This is a genomic window from Streptomyces sp. 17_S59 (assembly GCF_056930295.1).
Window position 1 is genome coordinate 1,740,138 of sequence record NZ_JBXOWD010000001.1, and the last position, 17,021, is coordinate 1,757,158.

14 protein-coding genes are annotated in these 17,021 nt (G+C 73.3%); 10 read left to right on the forward strand and 4 right to left on the reverse strand.

Going from position 1 to position 17,021, the window contains the following annotated elements; all coding sequences use genetic code 11:
- Positions 1-346 precede the first annotated feature (346 nt).
- From AC1Z4A_RS07560 to AC1Z4A_RS07570, 3 genes are all read left to right on the forward strand, one after another.
- Positions 347-1,393, forward strand: coding sequence for a nicotinate-nucleotide--dimethylbenzimidazole phosphoribosyltransferase (locus AC1Z4A_RS07560; protein ID WP_483677073.1), 1,047 nt, complete (start codon positions 347-349; stop codon positions 1,391-1,393).
- A gap of 84 nt (positions 1,394-1,477) precedes the next feature.
- Positions 1,478-3,244, forward strand: coding sequence for a phosphatidylglycerol lysyltransferase domain-containing protein (locus tag AC1Z4A_RS07565; protein WP_483677074.1), 1,767 nt, complete (start codon positions 1,478-1,480; stop codon positions 3,242-3,244).
- Positions 3,241-3,960, forward strand: a complete 720-nt coding sequence (locus tag AC1Z4A_RS07570) for a hypothetical protein (RefSeq protein ID WP_483677075.1) — start codon at positions 3,241-3,243, stop codon at positions 3,958-3,960. The genes AC1Z4A_RS07565 and AC1Z4A_RS07570 overlap by 4 nt, the downstream gene beginning before the upstream one ends.
- Here AC1Z4A_RS07570 and AC1Z4A_RS07575 read toward each other — a convergent pair.
- On the reverse strand, positions 3,927-4,664 hold the full coding sequence (locus AC1Z4A_RS07575) for a hypothetical protein (protein ID WP_483677076.1): 738 nt from the start codon (positions 4,662-4,664) through the stop codon (positions 3,927-3,929). The genes AC1Z4A_RS07570 and AC1Z4A_RS07575 overlap by 34 nt on opposite strands.
- A 69-nt stretch (positions 4,665-4,733) precedes the next feature.
- Here AC1Z4A_RS07575 and AC1Z4A_RS07580 point away from each other — a divergent pair, with 69 nt between their 5' ends.
- From AC1Z4A_RS07580 to AC1Z4A_RS07605, 6 genes are all read left to right on the forward strand, one after another.
- The gene (locus tag AC1Z4A_RS07580) at positions 4,734-5,531 is read left to right on the forward strand and encodes an adenosylcobinamide-GDP ribazoletransferase (protein WP_483677077.1); all 798 of its coding nucleotides are present in this window, start codon (positions 4,734-4,736) and stop codon (positions 5,529-5,531) included.
- A gap of 144 nt (positions 5,532-5,675) precedes the next feature.
- Positions 5,676-7,205 carry a leucyl aminopeptidase gene (locus AC1Z4A_RS07585; RefSeq protein WP_483677078.1) on the forward strand — a complete coding sequence of 510 codons (1,530 nt, stop codon included), beginning with the start codon at positions 5,676-5,678 and terminating at the stop codon, positions 7,203-7,205.
- A 292-nt stretch (positions 7,206-7,497) separates the two neighbouring features.
- Positions 7,498-8,886, forward strand: coding sequence for a dihydrolipoyl dehydrogenase (lpdA, locus tag AC1Z4A_RS07590; RefSeq protein WP_483677079.1), 1,389 nt, complete (start codon positions 7,498-7,500; stop codon positions 8,884-8,886).
- A 49-nt stretch (positions 8,887-8,935) separates the two neighbouring features.
- On the forward strand, positions 8,936-10,729 hold the full coding sequence (sucB, locus tag AC1Z4A_RS07595; protein WP_483677080.1) for a 2-oxoglutarate dehydrogenase, E2 component, dihydrolipoamide succinyltransferase: 1,794 nt from the start codon (positions 8,936-8,938) through the stop codon (positions 10,727-10,729).
- Between the two features lie 146 nt (positions 10,730-10,875).
- Positions 10,876-11,499 carry a GntR family transcriptional regulator gene (locus AC1Z4A_RS07600; protein WP_483677081.1) on the forward strand — a complete coding sequence of 208 codons (624 nt, stop codon included), beginning with the start codon at positions 10,876-10,878 and terminating at the stop codon, positions 11,497-11,499.
- Between the two features lie 234 nt (positions 11,500-11,733).
- Positions 11,734-12,699, forward strand: coding sequence for a helix-turn-helix transcriptional regulator (locus AC1Z4A_RS07605; protein ID WP_483677082.1), 966 nt, complete (start codon positions 11,734-11,736; stop codon positions 12,697-12,699).
- Positions 12,700-12,760: 61 nt separating this feature from the next.
- Here AC1Z4A_RS07605 and AC1Z4A_RS07610 read toward each other — a convergent pair whose 3' ends face one another.
- The 3 genes from AC1Z4A_RS07610 to AC1Z4A_RS07620 form a co-directional block, all read right to left on the reverse strand.
- Positions 12,761-14,083 carry an NAD(P)/FAD-dependent oxidoreductase gene (locus AC1Z4A_RS07610; protein WP_483677083.1) on the reverse strand — a complete coding sequence of 441 codons (1,323 nt, stop codon included), beginning with the start codon at positions 14,081-14,083 and terminating at the stop codon, positions 12,761-12,763.
- Between the two features lie 179 nt (positions 14,084-14,262).
- Positions 14,263-15,159: a TIGR01777 family oxidoreductase gene (locus AC1Z4A_RS07615; protein WP_483677084.1), complete on the reverse strand. Its 897-nt coding sequence runs from the start codon at positions 15,157-15,159 to the stop codon at positions 14,263-14,265.
- Positions 15,160-15,178: 19 nt separating this feature from the next.
- The gene (locus AC1Z4A_RS07620) at positions 15,179-15,697 is read right to left on the reverse strand and encodes a DUF4240 domain-containing protein (protein ID WP_483683533.1); all 519 of its coding nucleotides are present in this window, start codon (positions 15,695-15,697) and stop codon (positions 15,179-15,181) included.
- A gap of 134 nt (positions 15,698-15,831) precedes the next feature.
- Here AC1Z4A_RS07620 and AC1Z4A_RS07625 point away from each other — a divergent pair, with 134 nt between their 5' ends.
- Positions 15,832-16,749 carry an SDR family oxidoreductase gene (locus AC1Z4A_RS07625; protein WP_483677085.1) on the forward strand — a complete coding sequence of 306 codons (918 nt, stop codon included), beginning with the start codon at positions 15,832-15,834 and terminating at the stop codon, positions 16,747-16,749.
- Positions 16,750-17,021 lie beyond the last annotated feature (272 nt).

Sequence of the window (17,021 nt, forward strand, 5' to 3'; positions counted from 1 at the left end):
GTCTCCCCCGCCCACCCGGGAGCCCAGGGGCGCAGCCCCGGCCCCACCCGCCCGGGTCCCACCCGCCCCGGGGTCCAGGGGCGCAGCCCCGGCCGACCCCACCCGCCCCGGGGTCCAGGGGCGCAGCCCCGGCCCTCCTCCCCCGGGGGTCTGGGGGCGCAGCCCCCAGTTTCGGGAAGGGGCGGGACTGGGGAAAGAAAGCCCGCCGCCACGGCGCGCAACCCCCACCGGAGAGCCCGGCGGTGCCCCACCGCCCACATCCCGCAACCGCCGCGGCGCCCAGCCACCCGCCCCCCGAACCGCCACCACCCCAACCGGCACCCCCCGCACCGGTAATGTGTCGCGAATGAGCGCTCTCAACCTTGATGACTTCGCCACGCTGATCGAGCGCCCCGATCCCGGCGTGCGCCGCGACGCCGAGGAACGGCGCGAGCGGGTCGGGCCCCGGCCCGGCGCGCTGGGGCGGCTGGACGAGCTGGGCGAGTGGCTCGCCGGGGCACAGGGCGTGGTGCCGGTCAAGCCGATCGAGCGCCCCAAGGTCGTCCTCTTCGCGGGCGACCACGGCGTGGCCGGACTGGGCGTCTCGGGCGGCCCGGCGGGCGGCGCGCAGACGCTCGTACGCGCGGTCCTGGACGGCGCGAGCACCGGTGCGATCCTGGCCCGCCGCCTCGGCGCGGACGTGCGCGTCGTGGACATGTCCGTGGACTGCGACCCGGCCGAGCTGCCCGCGGACGTCACCCGGCACCGCGTGCGCCGCGGCTCCGGGCGCATCGACGTCGAGGACGCGCTGACCCTCGAGGAGGCGGAGCAGGCGTTCCGCGCGGGCATGGCCGTCGCCGACGAGGAGGCCGACTCCGGCACGGACCTCGTCGTGCTGGGCGACCTGAGCGTCGGCGGCACCACGGCGGCGGGCGCCCTGGTCGGCGCCCTGTGCGGCACGGACGCGTCCGTGGTCACCGGCCGCGGCGGCTTCGGCATCGACGACCTGACCTGGATGCGCAAGTGCGCCGCAATCCGCGACGCGCTGCGCCGGGCCCGCCCGGTCCTCGGCGACCAGCTCCAGCTGCTGGCGACGAGCGGCGGCGCGGACCTCGCCGCGATGACCGGCTTCCTGCTCCAGAGCGCGGTGCGGCGCACCCCGGTCGTCCTGGACGGGCTGGTCTCCGCCGCGTGCGCGCTGGTCGGCCAGCGCGTCGCGTTCCGGGCGCCGGACTGGTGGCTGGCGGGGCAGGCGACGGGCGACCCGGCCCAGGCGAAGGCACTCGACCGGATGGCGCTCAACCCTCTCCTCGATCACGGCGTCACTGTGGGCGAGGGGACAGGGGCGCTGCTGGCCCTGCCACTGGTGCAGGCGGCCGCGGCCCTGGCGGCGGAGCTGCCCGAGCGCACCTGACAGCGACAGCCCGGCCCATGGCCGGGCTGTTGCCGTCAAGCGCTCGGAATCCCGCCGCACAGGGGCCCCATATGATCACTTTTCATGGGAGATGTCCGCTTGACTCCGGATGAGGGCGCCCACGGTGGCATCAGGCAGCGACGCGCCGCGGGCTTCGCGGTGTGGTACTTGCGTGCCGTCACGTTCGTCAATCTGCTCGGCGCGGTCTGGGTGTCCTTCGGCGCGGACATCCGGCGGCACAACGTCGAGGAGTACTTCACCCCGTACCTGCTGACGGCCGGCTTCGCCCCGGCGGTGGTGTCCGCCTTCATGGCGATCACGCTGCGCCGCCGCAAGCGCGCGGCGTGGATCCTCAACCTGGTGCTGGCCGGACTGCTCCTGCTGCTGCTCGCGTTCGTGATGGCCTTCCCGGAGTTCCGGAAGCACGGCCTCAACTGGTTCTCACTGATCGTCACCGGCCTCTTCGTGGCGGCACTGCTGGTGGGCCGCAAGGAGTTCTACGCCAAGGGCGACCGCTCCAACCCCAAGCTCGCCTCGGCGGTCGCGGTGGGCGGTCTGCTCGTCACCTCGCTGATCGCGGCCGGGCTGGTGACCATCACCAACGAGGCCACCGACGAGCAGCGGTCCACCTTCCTGGACCGCTGGCACTACGGCGTGATGCGGCTCGTCTCCATCGCCGCCGACGACTCCCGCTACGCGGGCATCGCTCCCCCGGGCTGGGTCAACGTCGTCATCAACGTGATGAGCGCCGCCCTGCTGATCCTCGTGGCGTTCGCCGCCTTCCGCTCCCGCCGCGCCGCCGACCCGCTCACCGCCGAGGACGAGACCCGGCTGCGCGAGCTGCTGGACAAGTGGGGCGACCGCGACTCGCTGGGCTACTTCGCGCTGCGCCGCGAGAAGAGCGTCATCTGGTCCCCCTCCGGCAAGGCCGCCGTCACCTACCGCGCCATCGGCGGCGTCTCACTCGCCTCCGGCGACCCCATCGGCGACCCCGAGGCCTGGCCCGGCGCCATCGAGCCGTGGCTGGCGGAGGCCCGCGAGCACGGCTGGATCCCCGCCGTGATGGGCGCCGGCGAGGAGGGCGGCACCATCTACGCCCGGCACGGCCTGGACGCCCTGGAGCTGGGCGACGAAGCGATCGTGGACACCGCCGAGTTCACGCTCGAGGGACGCGCGATGCGCACCGTGCGGCAGGCGTTCAACCGCGTCAAGCGCGCCGGGTACACGGTCACCGTCCGGCGGCACGAGGACATCCCCGAGGAGGAGATGGCCGAGCTGCTGCGCCGGGCCGACGACTGGCGCGACGGCGCCACCGAGCGCGGCTTCTCCATGGCGCTGGGCCGGCTGGGGGATCCGGACGACGGGCGCTGCGTGATGCTCGAGTGCCATGACGCCGAGGGGGAGCTGCGCGCCCTGCTCAGCTTCGTGCCCTGGGGCCCCAAGGGGCTGTCGCTGGATCTGATGCGCCGTGACCGGGACTCCGAGAACGGCCTGATGGAGTTCATGGTCATCGAGCTGCTCCAGCGGGCGAAGTCCTTCGGCATCACCCAGGTGTCGCTCAACTTCGCGATGTTCCGGTCGGTCTTCGAGCGCGGCTCGCGGCTGGGCGCCGGGCCGGTGCTGCGGATGTGGCGCTCGCTGCTCAGCTTCTTCTCCCGCTGGTGGCAGATCGAGTCCCTCTACCGAGCAAATGCGAAATACCGCCCCATCTGGGAGCCTCGTTTCATGCTGTTCGAGAAGAGCAGTGACCTGCTGAGGATCGGCATCGCCAGCGCCCGGGCCGAGGGCTTCCTGGAGGCGCCCGGCCTGCCCAAGTGGCTCAACCGCAAACACCTGGAGAGCCGGCGATGAACCGCGCGGCGCTGCTCCGCGCCGCGCGCACCGAGTGGGGTCCGCTGTATGCGGCCGTGCGGGGGACGTTCGCCGCCAAGCGCTTCCGAGCCGTCCCGATGACGCTGACCGCCGTCGCCCTCACCGCCGTCTTCCAGATCGTCCAGAACCAGCCCTGGGGCTTCGAGCCGGTCCAGCGGCTCGGCTCCGTCCAGGCCCGGCTGCCCTGGTGGCTGGCGCTGCTGCGGACGCCGCTGTCGCTGTTCGTCCCGGCCCTGGACCTGCCCGTGTGGGGCGCGCTCGCCCAGATCCTGCTCGTCTTCGGCATCGCCGAGGCCTGCCTGGGCATGCGCCGCACCCTGGCCATCTCCTACCTCGCCACGCTGGCGGGCACCATGTACGCCCGGCTGGCCGTCGCCATCGGCCCCGACTCCCCCTTCGGGCTGCCGCCGGAGGCCGCCCAGGTCGTCGACACCGGGCCCTCGGCGGCGGTCGTCGGCCTGGCGGTGTACGTCTCCTGGCGCTTCCGCGCCTGGCTCACCTGCGGCCTGGTGGTGCTGGCCATGGTGGGCGAGGTGCTCATCAAGCCCAACCTGGCGGGCAAGGAGCACATCGCCGCGGTCGCGGTGATGCTGGTGGTGTGCGGCGCGGACGAGCTGCGGCGGCGCCGCAAGCCCCGCCGCGACGCCCACCGGGAGCGGGATCAGCGGTCCGGAGCGCCCGCCACCAGATCGTGAAGCCGGTGCCGCACCGCCGCCCACCGCGCATCATGCTGGTACGCGCGCACCCGCGCCCGGCGCCGGGCCCGCGGCCGGTTCCTGTAGAAGCGCCGCGCCCACGGCGAGCCCGGCCGGGCCAGCCGCACCGCGCCGAACAGCGCCACGAACGGCACCACCGCACCGATCACCGCAATCCGGGGCTTGCCCTTGGCCAGGGCGAACAGCGCGATCAGGAAGTTGACCGACACGTTCGCCACCACCAGGCCGCGGTCGTGCAGCTCCTGCGGGGTCAGCTCGTTCACCCCGAACGGCAGGAAGCCGGCCAGCACCAGCGTCACCAGAGCCGCCGTCAGCACCACGACCTCGACGCTCTTGCGGCCCTGCTCGGTCCAGTACACGTCGTCCAGGTGCAGGACCAGCGCGAACTCGTCGAGCACCAGCCCGGCGCCCGTGCCGAACAGCACGGCCGCCACCGACGCCCCGAACCCGTGCCGCCCCTCGGCGACCGCGCCGAAGCCGCCGACCACCATCAGCACCACCCCGGGCACCACGTGGTGGACGTGCAGCCCGCCCGGCCGGATGTTCCGGAACGGCCCCTTCCCGGCCCGGATCAGCCGGGTGATGACCCGCGTGACCAGGAACGTCAGGACGAACGCGGCCAGTGAGAGCAGCAGCGGCAGCTTTCCCGGGTCGACGATGTTCCGTGCCAGCCAGTGACCCATGACTTCCCGCTCCCGCATCGCGCCTACCGGCCAAGTTACTGCCGGAACCGCCGGGATACCCTGCCCGCGATGACCGACACGACGCCCGCCCGGGCCACCCCCGGGGACGCCCTGCGCTTCGCCTTCGGCACCCTCACCGTGCTCCCGGTGCCCCTCACCCGCTGGGACCGGGCGGCCGCGCGCGGCGGGATGCTCGCCGCGCCGCTGGCCGGGCTCGTCGTGGGCGGCTGCGCCGCCGCGGCCGGCCTGCTGTTCCTGCTGCTGGGCTCCGGGCCGCTGCTGGCCGCCGTCGCCACGGTGGCCGTACCGGCGGTGCTGACCCGGGGGCTGCACCTGGACGGCCTGGCCGACGTGGCCGACGGGCTGGGCAGCGGCAGGCCCGCCGAGGACGCGCTGCGCATCATGAAGCAGTCCGACATCGGCCCGTTCGGCGTCGTCACCCTCCTGCTGACCCTGCTCGGCCAGGTCGCCGCCCTCGCCCGGCTGTACGCGGCCGGGCCCGCGACCGGGGCCGTGGCCGTCGTCGTGGCCGCCCTCGCCGCGCGCTGCGCCCTGACCCTCGCCGCCCGCGCCGGGGTCCCGGCCGCCCGCCCGGAGGGGCTGGGCGCCGCGGTGGCCGGCGTGGTGCCCGTACCGGCCGCGCTGGCGGTGACCGCGCTGACGGCCGGGGCGGCCGCCGCCGCGGGCGCGCTCCACGGCCCGTCAGCAGCCCTGCACACGGCCCTGGCCGCCCTGCTCGCCCCCGCCTGCGCCGAGCTGCTGCTGCGGCGCTGCCGGCGCCGGTTCGGCGGGGTCACCGGGGACGTCTTCGGCGCCCTCGCGGAGACCGCGGGCACCGCCGCCCTGCTCGTCCTGACTCTGGGCTGACGTCCCCCGCGGGGATACGCTCTCGCGTGCCGGACGGCCCCAGCCGTGGCGGCCGTTGCACGGCACATACGATGGCGCAGGGTGCGGCCGGCCCATCACCCCCAGCGGCCGAGGAACTCGACGGAAGTAGGGACACCCACCACCGTGACTGCTCTGACTCTCAGCACTTCCAGTGCGGCGACGCTGCGCGCGGACGCCGTTGTCGTCGGTGTGGCGAAGGGCCCGAAGGGGCCCGTCGTCGCGCCCGGCGCCGATGCCGTCGACACTGCCTTCGACGGGAAGCTGGCCGCCGTCCTGGAGACGCTCGGCGCCTCCGGCGGCGAGGGCGAGGCCGTCAAGCTGCCCGCCCCGGCCGGCCTCAAGGCCCCGGTGGTGCTGGCGGTCGGCCTCGGCGACCAGCCCGCCGACGGCGACGGTTACGGCGAGGAGACGCTGCGCCGCGCCGCCGGCGTGGCCGCCCGTGCGCTGGCCGGCGCCAAGAAGGCCGCGTTCGCGCTGCCCGTCGAGGACGCGGAGTCCGCCGCGGCCATCGGCGAGGGCGCCATCATGGGCGCGTACGCCTTCACCGCCTACCGCAGCACCAACGGCAAGGCGAAGAAGGAGGCGGACAAGTCCGCCCCGCTCGCCGAGGCCGCGATCCTGGGCGGCAAGCCCCGCGACAAGGCGTTCAAGGCCGCGATCGAGCGCGCCCTGGCCGTCGGCGCCGAGGTCAACCGCGCCCGCGACCTGATCAACACGCCCTCCAACGACCTCAACCCGAAGACCTTCGCGGCCGAGGCCCAGGCCGCGGCCAAGGAGTTCGGCCTCAAGATCGAGGTGCTGGACGAGAAGGCGCTCGTCAAGGGCGGCTACGGCGGCATCGTGGGCGTCGGCCAGGGCTCGGAGACCCCGCCGCGCCTGGTCCGCATCGCCTACACCCACCCCAAGGCGGAGCGCACCCTCGCCCTGGTCGGCAAGGGCATCACCTACGACTCCGGCGGCATCTCGCTGAAGCCGGCCGGCCACAACGAGACCATGAAGTGCGACATGAGCGGCGCCGCCGCCGTGTTCGCCGCGGTCGTCGCCGTGGCCAAGCTGGGCCTGGAGGTCAACGTCACGGGCTGGCTGGCCCTTGCGGAGAACATGCCCTCCGGCAACGCCACCCGTCCGGGCGACGTGCTGCGCATGTACAACGGCAAGACCGTCGAGGTCCTCAACACCGACGCCGAGGGCCGCCTGGTGCTGGCCGACGCCCTCACCCGCGCCTCGGAGGAGAACCCGGACGCGATCGTGGACGTCGCCACCCTGACCGGCGCCATGGTCATGGCGCTGGGCGAGCGCACCATCGGCGTGATGGCCAACGACGACGCGTTCCGCACCTCCCTGTACGAGATCGCCGAGGAGGCCGGCGAGCCGGCCTGGCCGATGCCGATGCCCGCCGAGCTGCGCAAGACCATGGACTCGGCCACCGCCGACATCGCCAACATGGGCCAGCGGTACGGTGGCGGCCTGATCGCCGGCATCTTCCTGAAGGAGTTCGTGGGCGAGGGCATCACCTGGGGCCACCTGGACATCGCGGGCCCGGCCTTCCACGAGAGCGCCCCGTACGGCTACACCCCGAAGGGCGGCACCGGCTCCGCGGTGCGCACCCTTGTGCGACTGGCCGAGCGCACCGCCGAGGGCGAGCTGGGCTGACCTCCGGACGGCTCGGCGCGGCCCCGGGAATGCCCCGGGGCCGTCCCGCGTTCGCTCTCGACGAAACAGCAACGAAAACGCATATTCGTACGCGCGAGTAACCCTTGCAGGCGGTCCTCCGGCCGCCCCTGAGCCCGGCCCGGCGTCCCGCCGTCCGTCAACAAGTGCGAAGATGTTGTCTCGGCAGGACAGGGCCCCCTTGTTCACAGGGCCGTCGAAATGCGGCCGAAAGACAGCCGCCGCCCGGTCACCGACGACCGGCTCCGGCGTACCCATGCATGGAGGACGTGACGTGGCGAACGACGCCAGCACCGTTTTCGACCTAGTGATCCTCGGAGGCGGTAGTGGTGGTTACGCCGCTGCCCTGCGCGGAGCCCAGCTGGGTCTCAACGTCGCTCTGATCGAGAAGGACAAGCTGGGCGGCACCTGCCTGCACCGCGGCTGCATCCCCACCAAGGCTCTGCTGCACGCCGGCGAGGTCGCCGACCAGGCCCGTGAGGCCGAGCAGTTCGGTGTCAAGGCCTCCCTGGAGGGCATCGACATCGCGGGCGTCCACAAGTACAAGGACGACGTGATCTCGGGCCTGTACAAGGGCCTGCAGGGCCTGGTGGCCTCCCGCAAGGTCACCTACATCACCGGTGAGGGCCGCCTGTCCTCCCCGACCTCCGTGGACGTCAACGGCGAGCGCATCACCGGCCGCCACGTCCTGCTGGCGACCGGCTCCGTGCCGAAGTCGCTGCCGGGCCTGACCATCGACGGCAACCGCGTCATCTCCTCCGACCACGCGCTGGTCCTGGACCGCGTGCCGAAGTCCGCGATCGTGCTGGGCGGCGGCGTCATCGGCGTCGAGTTCGCCTCCGCGTGGAAGTCCTTCGGCGTCGACGTCACCATCGTCGAGGCGCTCCCCCACCTCGTCCCGGTCGAGGACGAGAACAGCTCCAAGCTGCTGGAGCGCGCCTTCCGCAAGCGCGGCATCAACTTCTCCCTCGGTTCCCGCTTCGCCGGTGTGGAGTACACCGCCGACGGTGTGAAGGTCTCGCTGGAGAACGGCAAGACCTTCGAGGCCGAGCTGCTGCTCGTCGCCGTCGGCCGCGGCCCGGTCTCCCAGGGCCTGGGCTACGAGGAGGCCGGGGTCGCCATGGACCGCGGCTACGTCCTCGTCGACGAGTACATGCAGACCAACGTGCCGACCGTCTCGGCCGTCGGTGACCTCGTCCCGACCCTCCAGCTCGCGCACGTCGGCTTCGCCGAGGGCATCCTGGTAGCGGAGCGTCTGGCCGGTCTGAACCCCGTGCCGGTCGACTACGACGGCGTGCCGCGCGTCACGTACTGCCACCCCGAGGTCGCTTCGGTCGGTATCACCGAGGCGAAGGCCAAGGAGCTGTACGGCGCCGACAAGGTCGTCACCCTGAAGTACAACCTCGCGGGCAACGGCAAGAGCAAGATCCTCAAGACCGCGGGCGAGATCAAGCTCGTCCAGGTCAAGGACGGCGCTGTGGTCGGCGTCCACATGGTCGGCGACCGTATGGGTGAGCAGGTCGGCGAAGCCCAGCTGATCTACAACTGGGAGGCGCTGCCCGCCGAGGTCGCGCAGCTCATCCACGCGCACCCGACGCAGAACGAGGCTCTGGGCGAGGCCCACCTGGCCCTGGCCGGCAAGCCGCTGCACTCGCACGACTGAGTCCCGAGCGCACCACCATCCGCACTACTCGTAAGGAGCAACCGCAATCATGGCGGTTTCCGTAACCCTGCCGGCGCTCGGCGAGAGCGTGACCGAGGGCACCGTCACCCGTTGGCTCAAGGCCGAGGGTGAGCGCGTGGAGGCCGACGAGCCGCTGCTCGAGGTCTCCACCGACAAGGTCGACACCGAGATCCCGGCCCCCGCGTCGGGCATCCTCGCCTCCATCAAGGTGGCCGAGGACGAGACGATCGAGGTCGGCGCCGAGCTGGCCGTCATCGACGACGGCACGGGCGCCCCGGCCGCCGCCGAGGCCCCTGCCGCCGCTGCCGCCGAGGCTCCGGCCCCGGTTGCCGAGGCCCCGGTCGCCGAGGCCCCTGCCGCCCCGGCCCCCGTCGCCGAGGCCCCCGCGGCTCCGGCCGCCGCCCCGGCCGCCGCTGCCGCCGGCACCGACGTCGTGCTGCCCGCGCTGGGCGAGTCGGTCACCGAGGGCACCGTCACCCGCTGGCTGAAGCAGGTCGGCGAGGAGGTCGCCGAGGACGAGCCGCTGCTCGAGGTCTCGACCGACAAGGTCGACACCGAGATCCCGGCCCCCGCCGCCGGTGTGCTGCTGGAGATCCACGTCGGTGAGGACGAGGTCGCCGAGGTCGGCGCCAAGCTCGCCGTGATCGGTGCCGCCGGCGCCGCTCCGGCCGCTGCCGCCGCTCCGGCCGCCCCGGCCACCGCCGCCGCCCCGGCTCCGGCCCCCGTCGCCGAGGCCCCCGCGGCTCCGGCCGCGCCTGCGGCTCCGGCTCCGGCCCCCGCCGCTCCGGCTGCCCCGGCTCCGGTCGCCGCTGCCCCCGCCCCGGCTCCGGCCGCTCCGGCCCCCGCGCCGGTGACCCCGGCCGCCCCGGCCGCCGTCACCCCCGCGGCTGACGGCGCCTACGTCACCCCGCTGGTGCGCAAGCTCGCCGCCGAGTCCGGCGTCGACCTGACCACCGTCGCGGGCACCGGCGTCGGCGGCCGCATCCGCAAGCAGGACGTCATCGCCGCCGCCGAGGCCGCCAAGGCCGCTGCTCCGGCCCCGGCCGCCGCTGCCGCTCCGGTTGCCGCCGCCCCGAAGGCCCCGGCCGTCGAGGCGTCGCCGCTGCGCGGTCAGACGGTCAAGATGCCGCGCATGCGCAAGGTCATCGCCGACAACATGATGAAGGCGCTGCACGGCCAGGCGCAGCTCAGCTCCGTGGTCGAGGTGGACATCACCAAGATCATGCGGATGCGCGGCAAGGCGAAGGACTCCTTCGCCCAGCGCGAGGGCGTCAAGCTCTCCCCGATGCCGTTCTTCGTCAAGGCCGCCGTCCAGGCGCTGAAGGCCCACCCGGTCATCAACGCCCGGATCAACGAGGACGAGGGCACCATCACCTACTTCGACTCCGAGAACGTCGGCATCGCCGTCGACTCGGAGAAGGGCCTGATGACCCCGGTCATCAAGGGTGCGGGTGACCTCAACATCGCGGGCATCGCCAAGAAGACGGCGGAGCTGGCCGGCAAGGTCCGCACCAGCAAGATCAGCCCGGACGAGATGTCCGGCGCGACCTTCACGATCAGCAACACCGGCTCGCGCGGTGCGCTGTTCGACACGGTCATCGTGCCGCCGAACCAGGTCGCGATCCTGGGCATCGGCGCCACGGTCAAGCGCCCGGTCGTCATCGAGACCGCCGAAGGCACGACCATCGGTGTCCGGGACATGACCTACCTGACGCTGTCCTACGACCACCGCCTGGTGGACGGTGCCGACGCGGCCCGCTACCTGACGACGGTCAAGCAGCTGCTGGAGGCCGGCGAGTTCGAGGCCGAGATCGGTCTGTAAGCGCGCCGAGCGTTCCGAAGGGCGCGGCCCCGGTTCCGTATCCGTACGGGCCGGGGCCGCGCCCTTCGGCCCTTCCCGGCCTGCCGCGATAATGGCTGCGGTCACCGGCTCGCCCGTCAGCCGGTACACCCGTTCAAGGAGTCCCCATGGCACCGCCCGTCGTCCACTCGCTGCGCGACCAGATCCGCGAGCACATCCTGGAGGGGATCGTGAGCGGGCGCTGGCAGCCGGGCGAGCGGATCGTGGAGCGGCGGATCGCCGCCGAGCTGCTGGTGAGCCAGACCCCGGTGCGCGAGGCGCTGCGCGAGCTGGAGTCGCTCCGGCTGATCGAGTCGGCGCCCAACAAGGGCGTACGGGTCCGCGAGCTGACCGCCGCCGACCTCAAGGAGAGCTACCCGGTGCGGGCGGGCCTGGAGCAGGTGGCCGCCGAGCTGGCGGCCGGCACCCTGGCCGAGGACGTGTCGGCGCTGGAGAGCGAGGTGGCCGCGCTGCGGGTCGCCGACCGGGCGGGCGACAGCGAGGCGCAGGCGCGCCACACGGTCGCCTTCCACCGGGAGATCGTCCGGGCGGCGGGCAACTCCGTCCTGCTGCACACCTGGGAGTCGCTGGGCATCGAGGTGTGGACGGCGCTGTCCATCCGCTGGCTGAGCCCCGAGCCGCGCGCCCACGCCGAGGACCATGCCGAGATCGTGGCGGCCTTCCTGCGGCGCGACCCGCACATCGGCGAGATCCTCAAGACCCATGTGCTGAGCTGCGCTCCCCGGATCTGACCGGCGGTCCCCCGCAGCACGGACCTTCTCCACACATCCTTCACCGCGCGGGATTGATCGATCATCGATCAAAGGCGTATCGTCTCCGCCGGAGCCGCCCGCGCGCCCTGTCCTGTGTCGCGGAGCGGTTCAGGGGTGACGACAGGACCCCGCGCGCTCAATCCATTGCCCTGGCTGGCACGCGGGCTCCTGTCGTCACGCCCCACTGTCAGTGGGTCCCCGCATCATGGGGGCATGCGCGCGGCCCGTCTGATCAAACTGGTCCTGCTGCTCCAGACCCGGGCGTCCATGACGGGCCCCGAGCTGGCACGGCGGCTGGAGGTCTCGGAGCGCACCGTCGCCCGGGACGTGCTCGCCCTGTCCGAAGCCGGTGTGCCGGTCTACGCCGACCGCGGCAGGACGGGCGGCTACCGCCTCGTCGGCGGCTACCGCACCCGCCTCACCGGCCTCGACCGCACCGAGGCCGAAACCCTCTTCCTCTCCGGAGTGCCGTCCGCGCTGCGCGAGATGGGCCTCGCGGACGCCGCCTCGGCGGCCCGCCTCAAGGTCTCCGCCGCCCTGCTGCCGGAGCTGAGCGACGCCCCCGCGAGCGCGGCCCGGCGCTTCCACCTCGACGCCCCCGGCTGGTGGCAGCCGGCCGAGCCACCGCCCCTGCTGCCCGCCGTCGCCGAGGCGGTCTGGGCCGACCGCCGCCTGGGCGTCGTCTACCGCAGGCGGGACGGCGAGGTCGAGCGCGAACTGGAGCCGTACGGGCTCGTCCTCAAGGCGGGCGTCTGGTACCTGGCGGCCCGGGTGGACGGCCGCTTCCGCGTCTACCGCCTGGACCGCTTCGCCGCGGCCGTACCGCGCGAGGAGCACTTCGGCCGCGTGGCCGACTTCGACCTGCCCGCGTTCTGGGAGGAGCGCGCGGCGCAGTTCGCCCGCTCGATCCTCCGCGAGACGGTGGAGCTGCGGCTGAGCCCGGAGGGCGCGCGCCGCCTCCCGCATGTGACGGACCGCACGGCGGCCCAGGAGTCCCTGGCGGCGGCCCCGCCACCGGACGCGCGGGAGCGCGTCACGGTGACGCTGCCGGTGGAATCCCTGGAAGTGGCCTACGAGCAGCTCCTCTCCCTCGGCCCGGAGGCAGAGGTACTGGCCCCGCCGGAGCTGAGGGCCCGCTTCGCGGAGGCGGCACGCCGCGCGGCGGGGCTGTACGAGTAGGTACAGATTGCCCGGTACCGGGGTTGCCGGGGTGGGCACACCGAGTACCCGGAAAGGGAAATTACGCCGCCCGCAGCGCCTGCGCCCCGTACTCCGGCCGCACCCCCAGATCCCGCAGCACGGCCAGCGCCGCCCGCCGCCCGGAGAAGAGCGCCCCCTGCACCGTGCTCGTATCCCGGTGATCACCGCACACGTACAGCCCCGAGAGCAGCCGCACCGGCCGGCGCACATCGTGCGGCGGCGGCATCGCAGGCACCGCATCGGCGTCGTGGTAGGCCCCGAGCAGCCGCCACCCGGCGGCGGACGTCCCGTACACGCGCGCCAGCTGCGCCCGTGCCGCGCGGTCCAGCTCGGCCACCGGAAGCCCAGCCGCCGCCCCCAGCACGGTCGAGGTGATGAGCGCCCGGCCCACGGGCGCCCGGTCCGGGTCCACCTCGCTGGCGACCGTGGTGTGGGCCACCGGCCCCCGCCGGCCCCCCGTAAGGATGAGCGAGGCGTCCCGCAGCGGCGGGTCGTCGGTGGTGTGGTGCAGGACGGTCACGGGATGGAAGTCCGGCATCCGCAGGCCCGGGATCAGCTCGGCGGCGGCCCGGGCCCCGGTGGCCACGACGACGGACCGGCAGGTGATGTCGCCGTGCTCGGCCGTGCCCACGGAGGTCGTGCCGACGCACTTGGCCTGTACGCCCGTGTGGACCGTGCCCGGCGGCAGCCCGTCGGCCAGCAGCTCCGCGAGGGTGCCCGCGCCGCCCGCGGGCAGGCAGAGGCGGCCACGCGCGTAGCCCCGCAGCACCAGGTCGGCGCAGCGGCTGGACGTGGTGAGGTCCGGGTCGGAGAGCAGCGAGGCCAGAAGGGGGCGCAGGAACCCCTCCACCGTGCGGGACGGCAGGCCGCGGGCGCCCAGGGTCGCGGCCGTGGGCCGGTCCGGGCGGGCCAGCATCCGGTCGATGGGCAGCGCGGCGAGGCGGGCCAGTGCCGCGCCGAGCCGCGCTTGATCGAGGCCGGCGCTCCGCGAGGCGCGGGCGGCGGCGAAGGCACGCGCCGTGGTGAACGCGCGCTTGGCGCCGCGCAGTTCGCCGGTGCGCTGGTTGCGGCCGTCGGCGTGGACCAGCACCCCGGGGGTGAAGGGGCGCAGCTTGAGGTCCTCGAGGCCGGGGGTGCGGAACAGCTCCGGGAAGGAGGTGTTGAGCAGCTGTCCGGTGCAGTCGAGGTGGAAGCCGTCGACCTCGTCGGTCGTCATGCGGCCGCCCGGGCGGGAGGCCGCCTCCAGGACGGTGACGTTCACCCCGGCGCCGGTGAGGTGGTGAGCCGCCGAGAGGCCGGCCAGGCCGGCCCCCACGATGACGACGTCAGCGTGGTGTGCGGTGTCGCGTGCGCTGCTGAGCACGTGCCCTCCCGGGGTCGGTCCGCTCTCGCTCGGGGGCCTGATGCCCTCAACGGGATGCGGCGATGCGCGAGTTCGCCTTGACCGTAGAGAGAAATCCGGTCAATAACAGTCGCGCACGAACAGAGCACGGTCGCACAGTGGTCGCACCATCGGGGCCGCGGCGCCCGGTCCGTACCCCGTCAGCTGTCCGTCAGCGCCGCGCGTACGGCGCTCTCGGCGTCCGGGAACGAGAACGAGAAGCCCGAGTCCAGCAGCCGCCGGGGCACCACGCGCCTGCTGGCCAGGACTTCCGAGGCCATCTCGCCCAGGGCCAGCCTGAGCGCCGGAGCGGGCGCGGGGAACGGCGTCGGACGCCTCAGTGCGCGCCCCAGTGCCTCGGTCACCTCGCGATTGGTGGCGGGATGCGGTGCAGTGAGGTTGAACGGGCCGGAGAGGCCCGGGGAGTCCAGCAGGTGGCGCACGGCGGCGATGTGGTCCCGCAGGGCGATGAAGCTCCAGTACTGCTCCCCGCCGCCGAGCCGGCCGCCCAGCCCCAGCCGGAACAGGGGCAGCAGCCGCCCCAGTGCGCCGCCCCGGCGGGTGGTGACGAGACCGGTGCGCAGCAGCACGGTCCGCACGCCCGCCTCGGCGGCCGCGCCCGTCGCCTCCTCCCAGTCCCGGCAGACGTCCGCGAGGAAGCCCCGCCCGGGCGGCGTGTCCTCGTCGATCACCCGGTCCCCGGCCTCCGGGTAGATGCCGATCGCGCTGGCGCTGACCAGAACGCGCGGCGGCGTGGTGAGGCCTGCCAGGGCCTCGGCGAGGGCGCCCGTGCCGTGCACCCGGCTGTCCCGGATCTCCTTCTTGTAGGCGGCGGTCCAGCGGTGGTCGCCGATGCCGGCCCCTGCCAGGTGGACGACGCCTGTGCAGCCCGCCAGGGCGTCCCGGTCGAGCTGCCCCCGCAGGGGGTCCCACTCCACCTCGCGCGCGTCCCGGGGCGGTCGGCGCACAAGGCGTACGACCTCGTGCCCGTCGGCCTCCAGGGACCGCACGAGCGCCGTGCCGATGAGCCCCGACGAGCCGGTGACGGCGATCCGCATGTTCGGCCTCCCGCCGGTGTCAGGATTTGAAACGGTCCCAGAGCCTGGGGAAACGCTCCGCCAGCACCTGCTCGTCCTCCAGGTCGAACGCCGTGCCCAGCGGCTCGCCCGGCTGCGGCGGCAGCCCCAGGTCGGGGGTCTCCGCCCCCGTCAGCTGCTCGTAGGCCTCGTCCGCCGCGTAGCCGAGGTCCTCGGCGTCCCCATCCACCTCTTCGTCGAAGTCGTCCAGGAGATCGGCGAGGCTGTCCGGTTCGTGCACCGCGCCCTCGAAGACCTCTCTGCCCTGCCCGATGAGCCAGCACCGGAAGTAGTCGAACGCGTCGTCACTGGCGCCGTCCAGCAGCACGGCCGCAGCGCCCCACAAGTCCCAGAGGTAGGCGCGGTTGTAGCGCGACTCGAAGTGCCGGGCGAAGTCCACCACCTCGTCCGGTTCGAGCTGCACCAGGCTCTCGACCAGTGCGTCCGCCTGGTCCTCGGGGTCTCCCTCTGCGGCGTCACGTGCGCTGTCGATCAGCTCCCAGAACTCCGTCTCGTCCATCACGGCACAAGCATCGTTCCTGGCGCGGGGCCACGCACCCGGAGGAGGCCGGATGCAGCCGTGTTGTTACCGGTGAGGCTGTGACCCGTAATACACGACAGAAGTTGTCAGGTATCAGTGCCAGGCTCACCCCCGTGAAAAACGACAAGGCACTAGCGAACAAGATCGCCCTCGTCGCGGGCGCGACACGGGGCGCCGGCCGGGCCATGGCCGTGGAACTGGGCGCGAACGGCGCCGTCGTCTACGTGACCGGCCGCACCACACGCGAGAGGCGCAGCGAGGTCGGCCGTCCCGAGACGATCGAGGAGACGGCCGAGCTGGTGACCGCCGCGGGCGGCACCGGCATCGCCGTCCCCACCGACCACCTGGAGCCCCGTCAGGTGCAGGCCCTCACCGAGCGGATCGACCGGGAGCACGGACGCCTGGACGTACTGGTCAACGACGTATGGGGCGGAGACCACCTGATCGAGTTCGACACCAAGGCATGGGACGCCGACCTTGCGAAAGGCCTGCGAATGCTCCGGCTGTCCATCGACACCCACGCCATCACCAGCCACTACGCGCTGCCGCTGCTGATCCGTCGCCCGGGCGGGCTGGTCGTGGAGATCACGGACGGCACGGAGGAGTTCAACCGCAGCTACCGCGGAAACCTCTTCTTCGACCTCGCGAAGTACGGACCGATCCGGATGGCCTTCGGACTCGCCCAGGAACTGAAGGAGTACGACGGCACGGCGGTCTCGCTCACGCCGGGCTTCCTCCGCTCCGAGGAGATGCTGGACCACTTCGGCGTCACGGAGACCAACTGGCGGGATGCAGTGCAGAAGGACCCGCACTTCGCGATCGCGGAGTCCCCAGCCTTCATCGGCCGGGCCGTCGCGGCCCTGGCGACCGACCCGGACCGCGCCCGCTGGAACGGCTGCTCGGTGTCGAGCGGAGAGCTGGCGCAGGCATACGGCTTCACGGACACGGACGGCTCGCGCCCGGACTGCTTCACGTACTTCAAGGAGGTCGTGTTCGGCGGCAAGAAGGCAAGCGCGGAGGAGTACCGCTAGGAAGCCCACCGGCGGGAGGGGCCGCACCCACGGGGGGGTAGCTCCCCGGGGGACCCACGGGCGGGAGGGGCCGGGGTGGGACGGGTGGGTCCTGGCAGGGGCGTCAAGCGGTTTCGTGGGTAATGCGGGGAACCCAAAGCAACACCGTTCACCCCACGAAATTGCAGCCCCAGAAGGACCCACGCGTCCCACCCCGGCCCCGCACGAAACCACGGACCCGCACCACAGACCCGCACCGGCCCCGCACGGAACCACGCACCCGCACCCGCACC

Coding starts and splice junctions, on each gene's coding strand:
- AC1Z4A_RS07560 (WP_483677073.1), top strand. CDS start 347: ATGAGCGCTCTCAACCTTGATGACTTCGCCACGCTGATCGAGCGCCCC.
- AC1Z4A_RS07565 (WP_483677074.1), top strand. CDS start 1,478: ATGGGAGATGTCCGCTTGACTCCGGATGAGGGCGCCCACGGTGGCATC.
- AC1Z4A_RS07570 (WP_483677075.1), top strand. CDS start 3,241: ATGAACCGCGCGGCGCTGCTCCGCGCCGCGCGCACCGAGTGGGGTCCG.
- AC1Z4A_RS07575 (WP_483677076.1), bottom strand. CDS start 4,664: ATGGGTCACTGGCTGGCACGGAACATCGTCGACCCGGGAAAGCTGCCG.
- AC1Z4A_RS07580 (WP_483677077.1), top strand. CDS start 4,734: ATGACCGACACGACGCCCGCCCGGGCCACCCCCGGGGACGCCCTGCGC.
- sucB (WP_483677080.1), top strand. CDS start 8,936: ATGGCGGTTTCCGTAACCCTGCCGGCGCTCGGCGAGAGCGTGACCGAG.
- AC1Z4A_RS07600 (WP_483677081.1), top strand. CDS start 10,876: ATGGCACCGCCCGTCGTCCACTCGCTGCGCGACCAGATCCGCGAGCAC.
- AC1Z4A_RS07605 (WP_483677082.1), top strand. CDS start 11,734: ATGCGCGCGGCCCGTCTGATCAAACTGGTCCTGCTGCTCCAGACCCGG.
- AC1Z4A_RS07615 (WP_483677084.1), bottom strand. CDS start 15,159: ATGCGGATCGCCGTCACCGGCTCGTCGGGGCTCATCGGCACGGCGCTC.
- AC1Z4A_RS07620 (WP_483683533.1), bottom strand. CDS start 15,697: ATGGACGAGACGGAGTTCTGGGAGCTGATCGACAGCGCACGTGACGCC.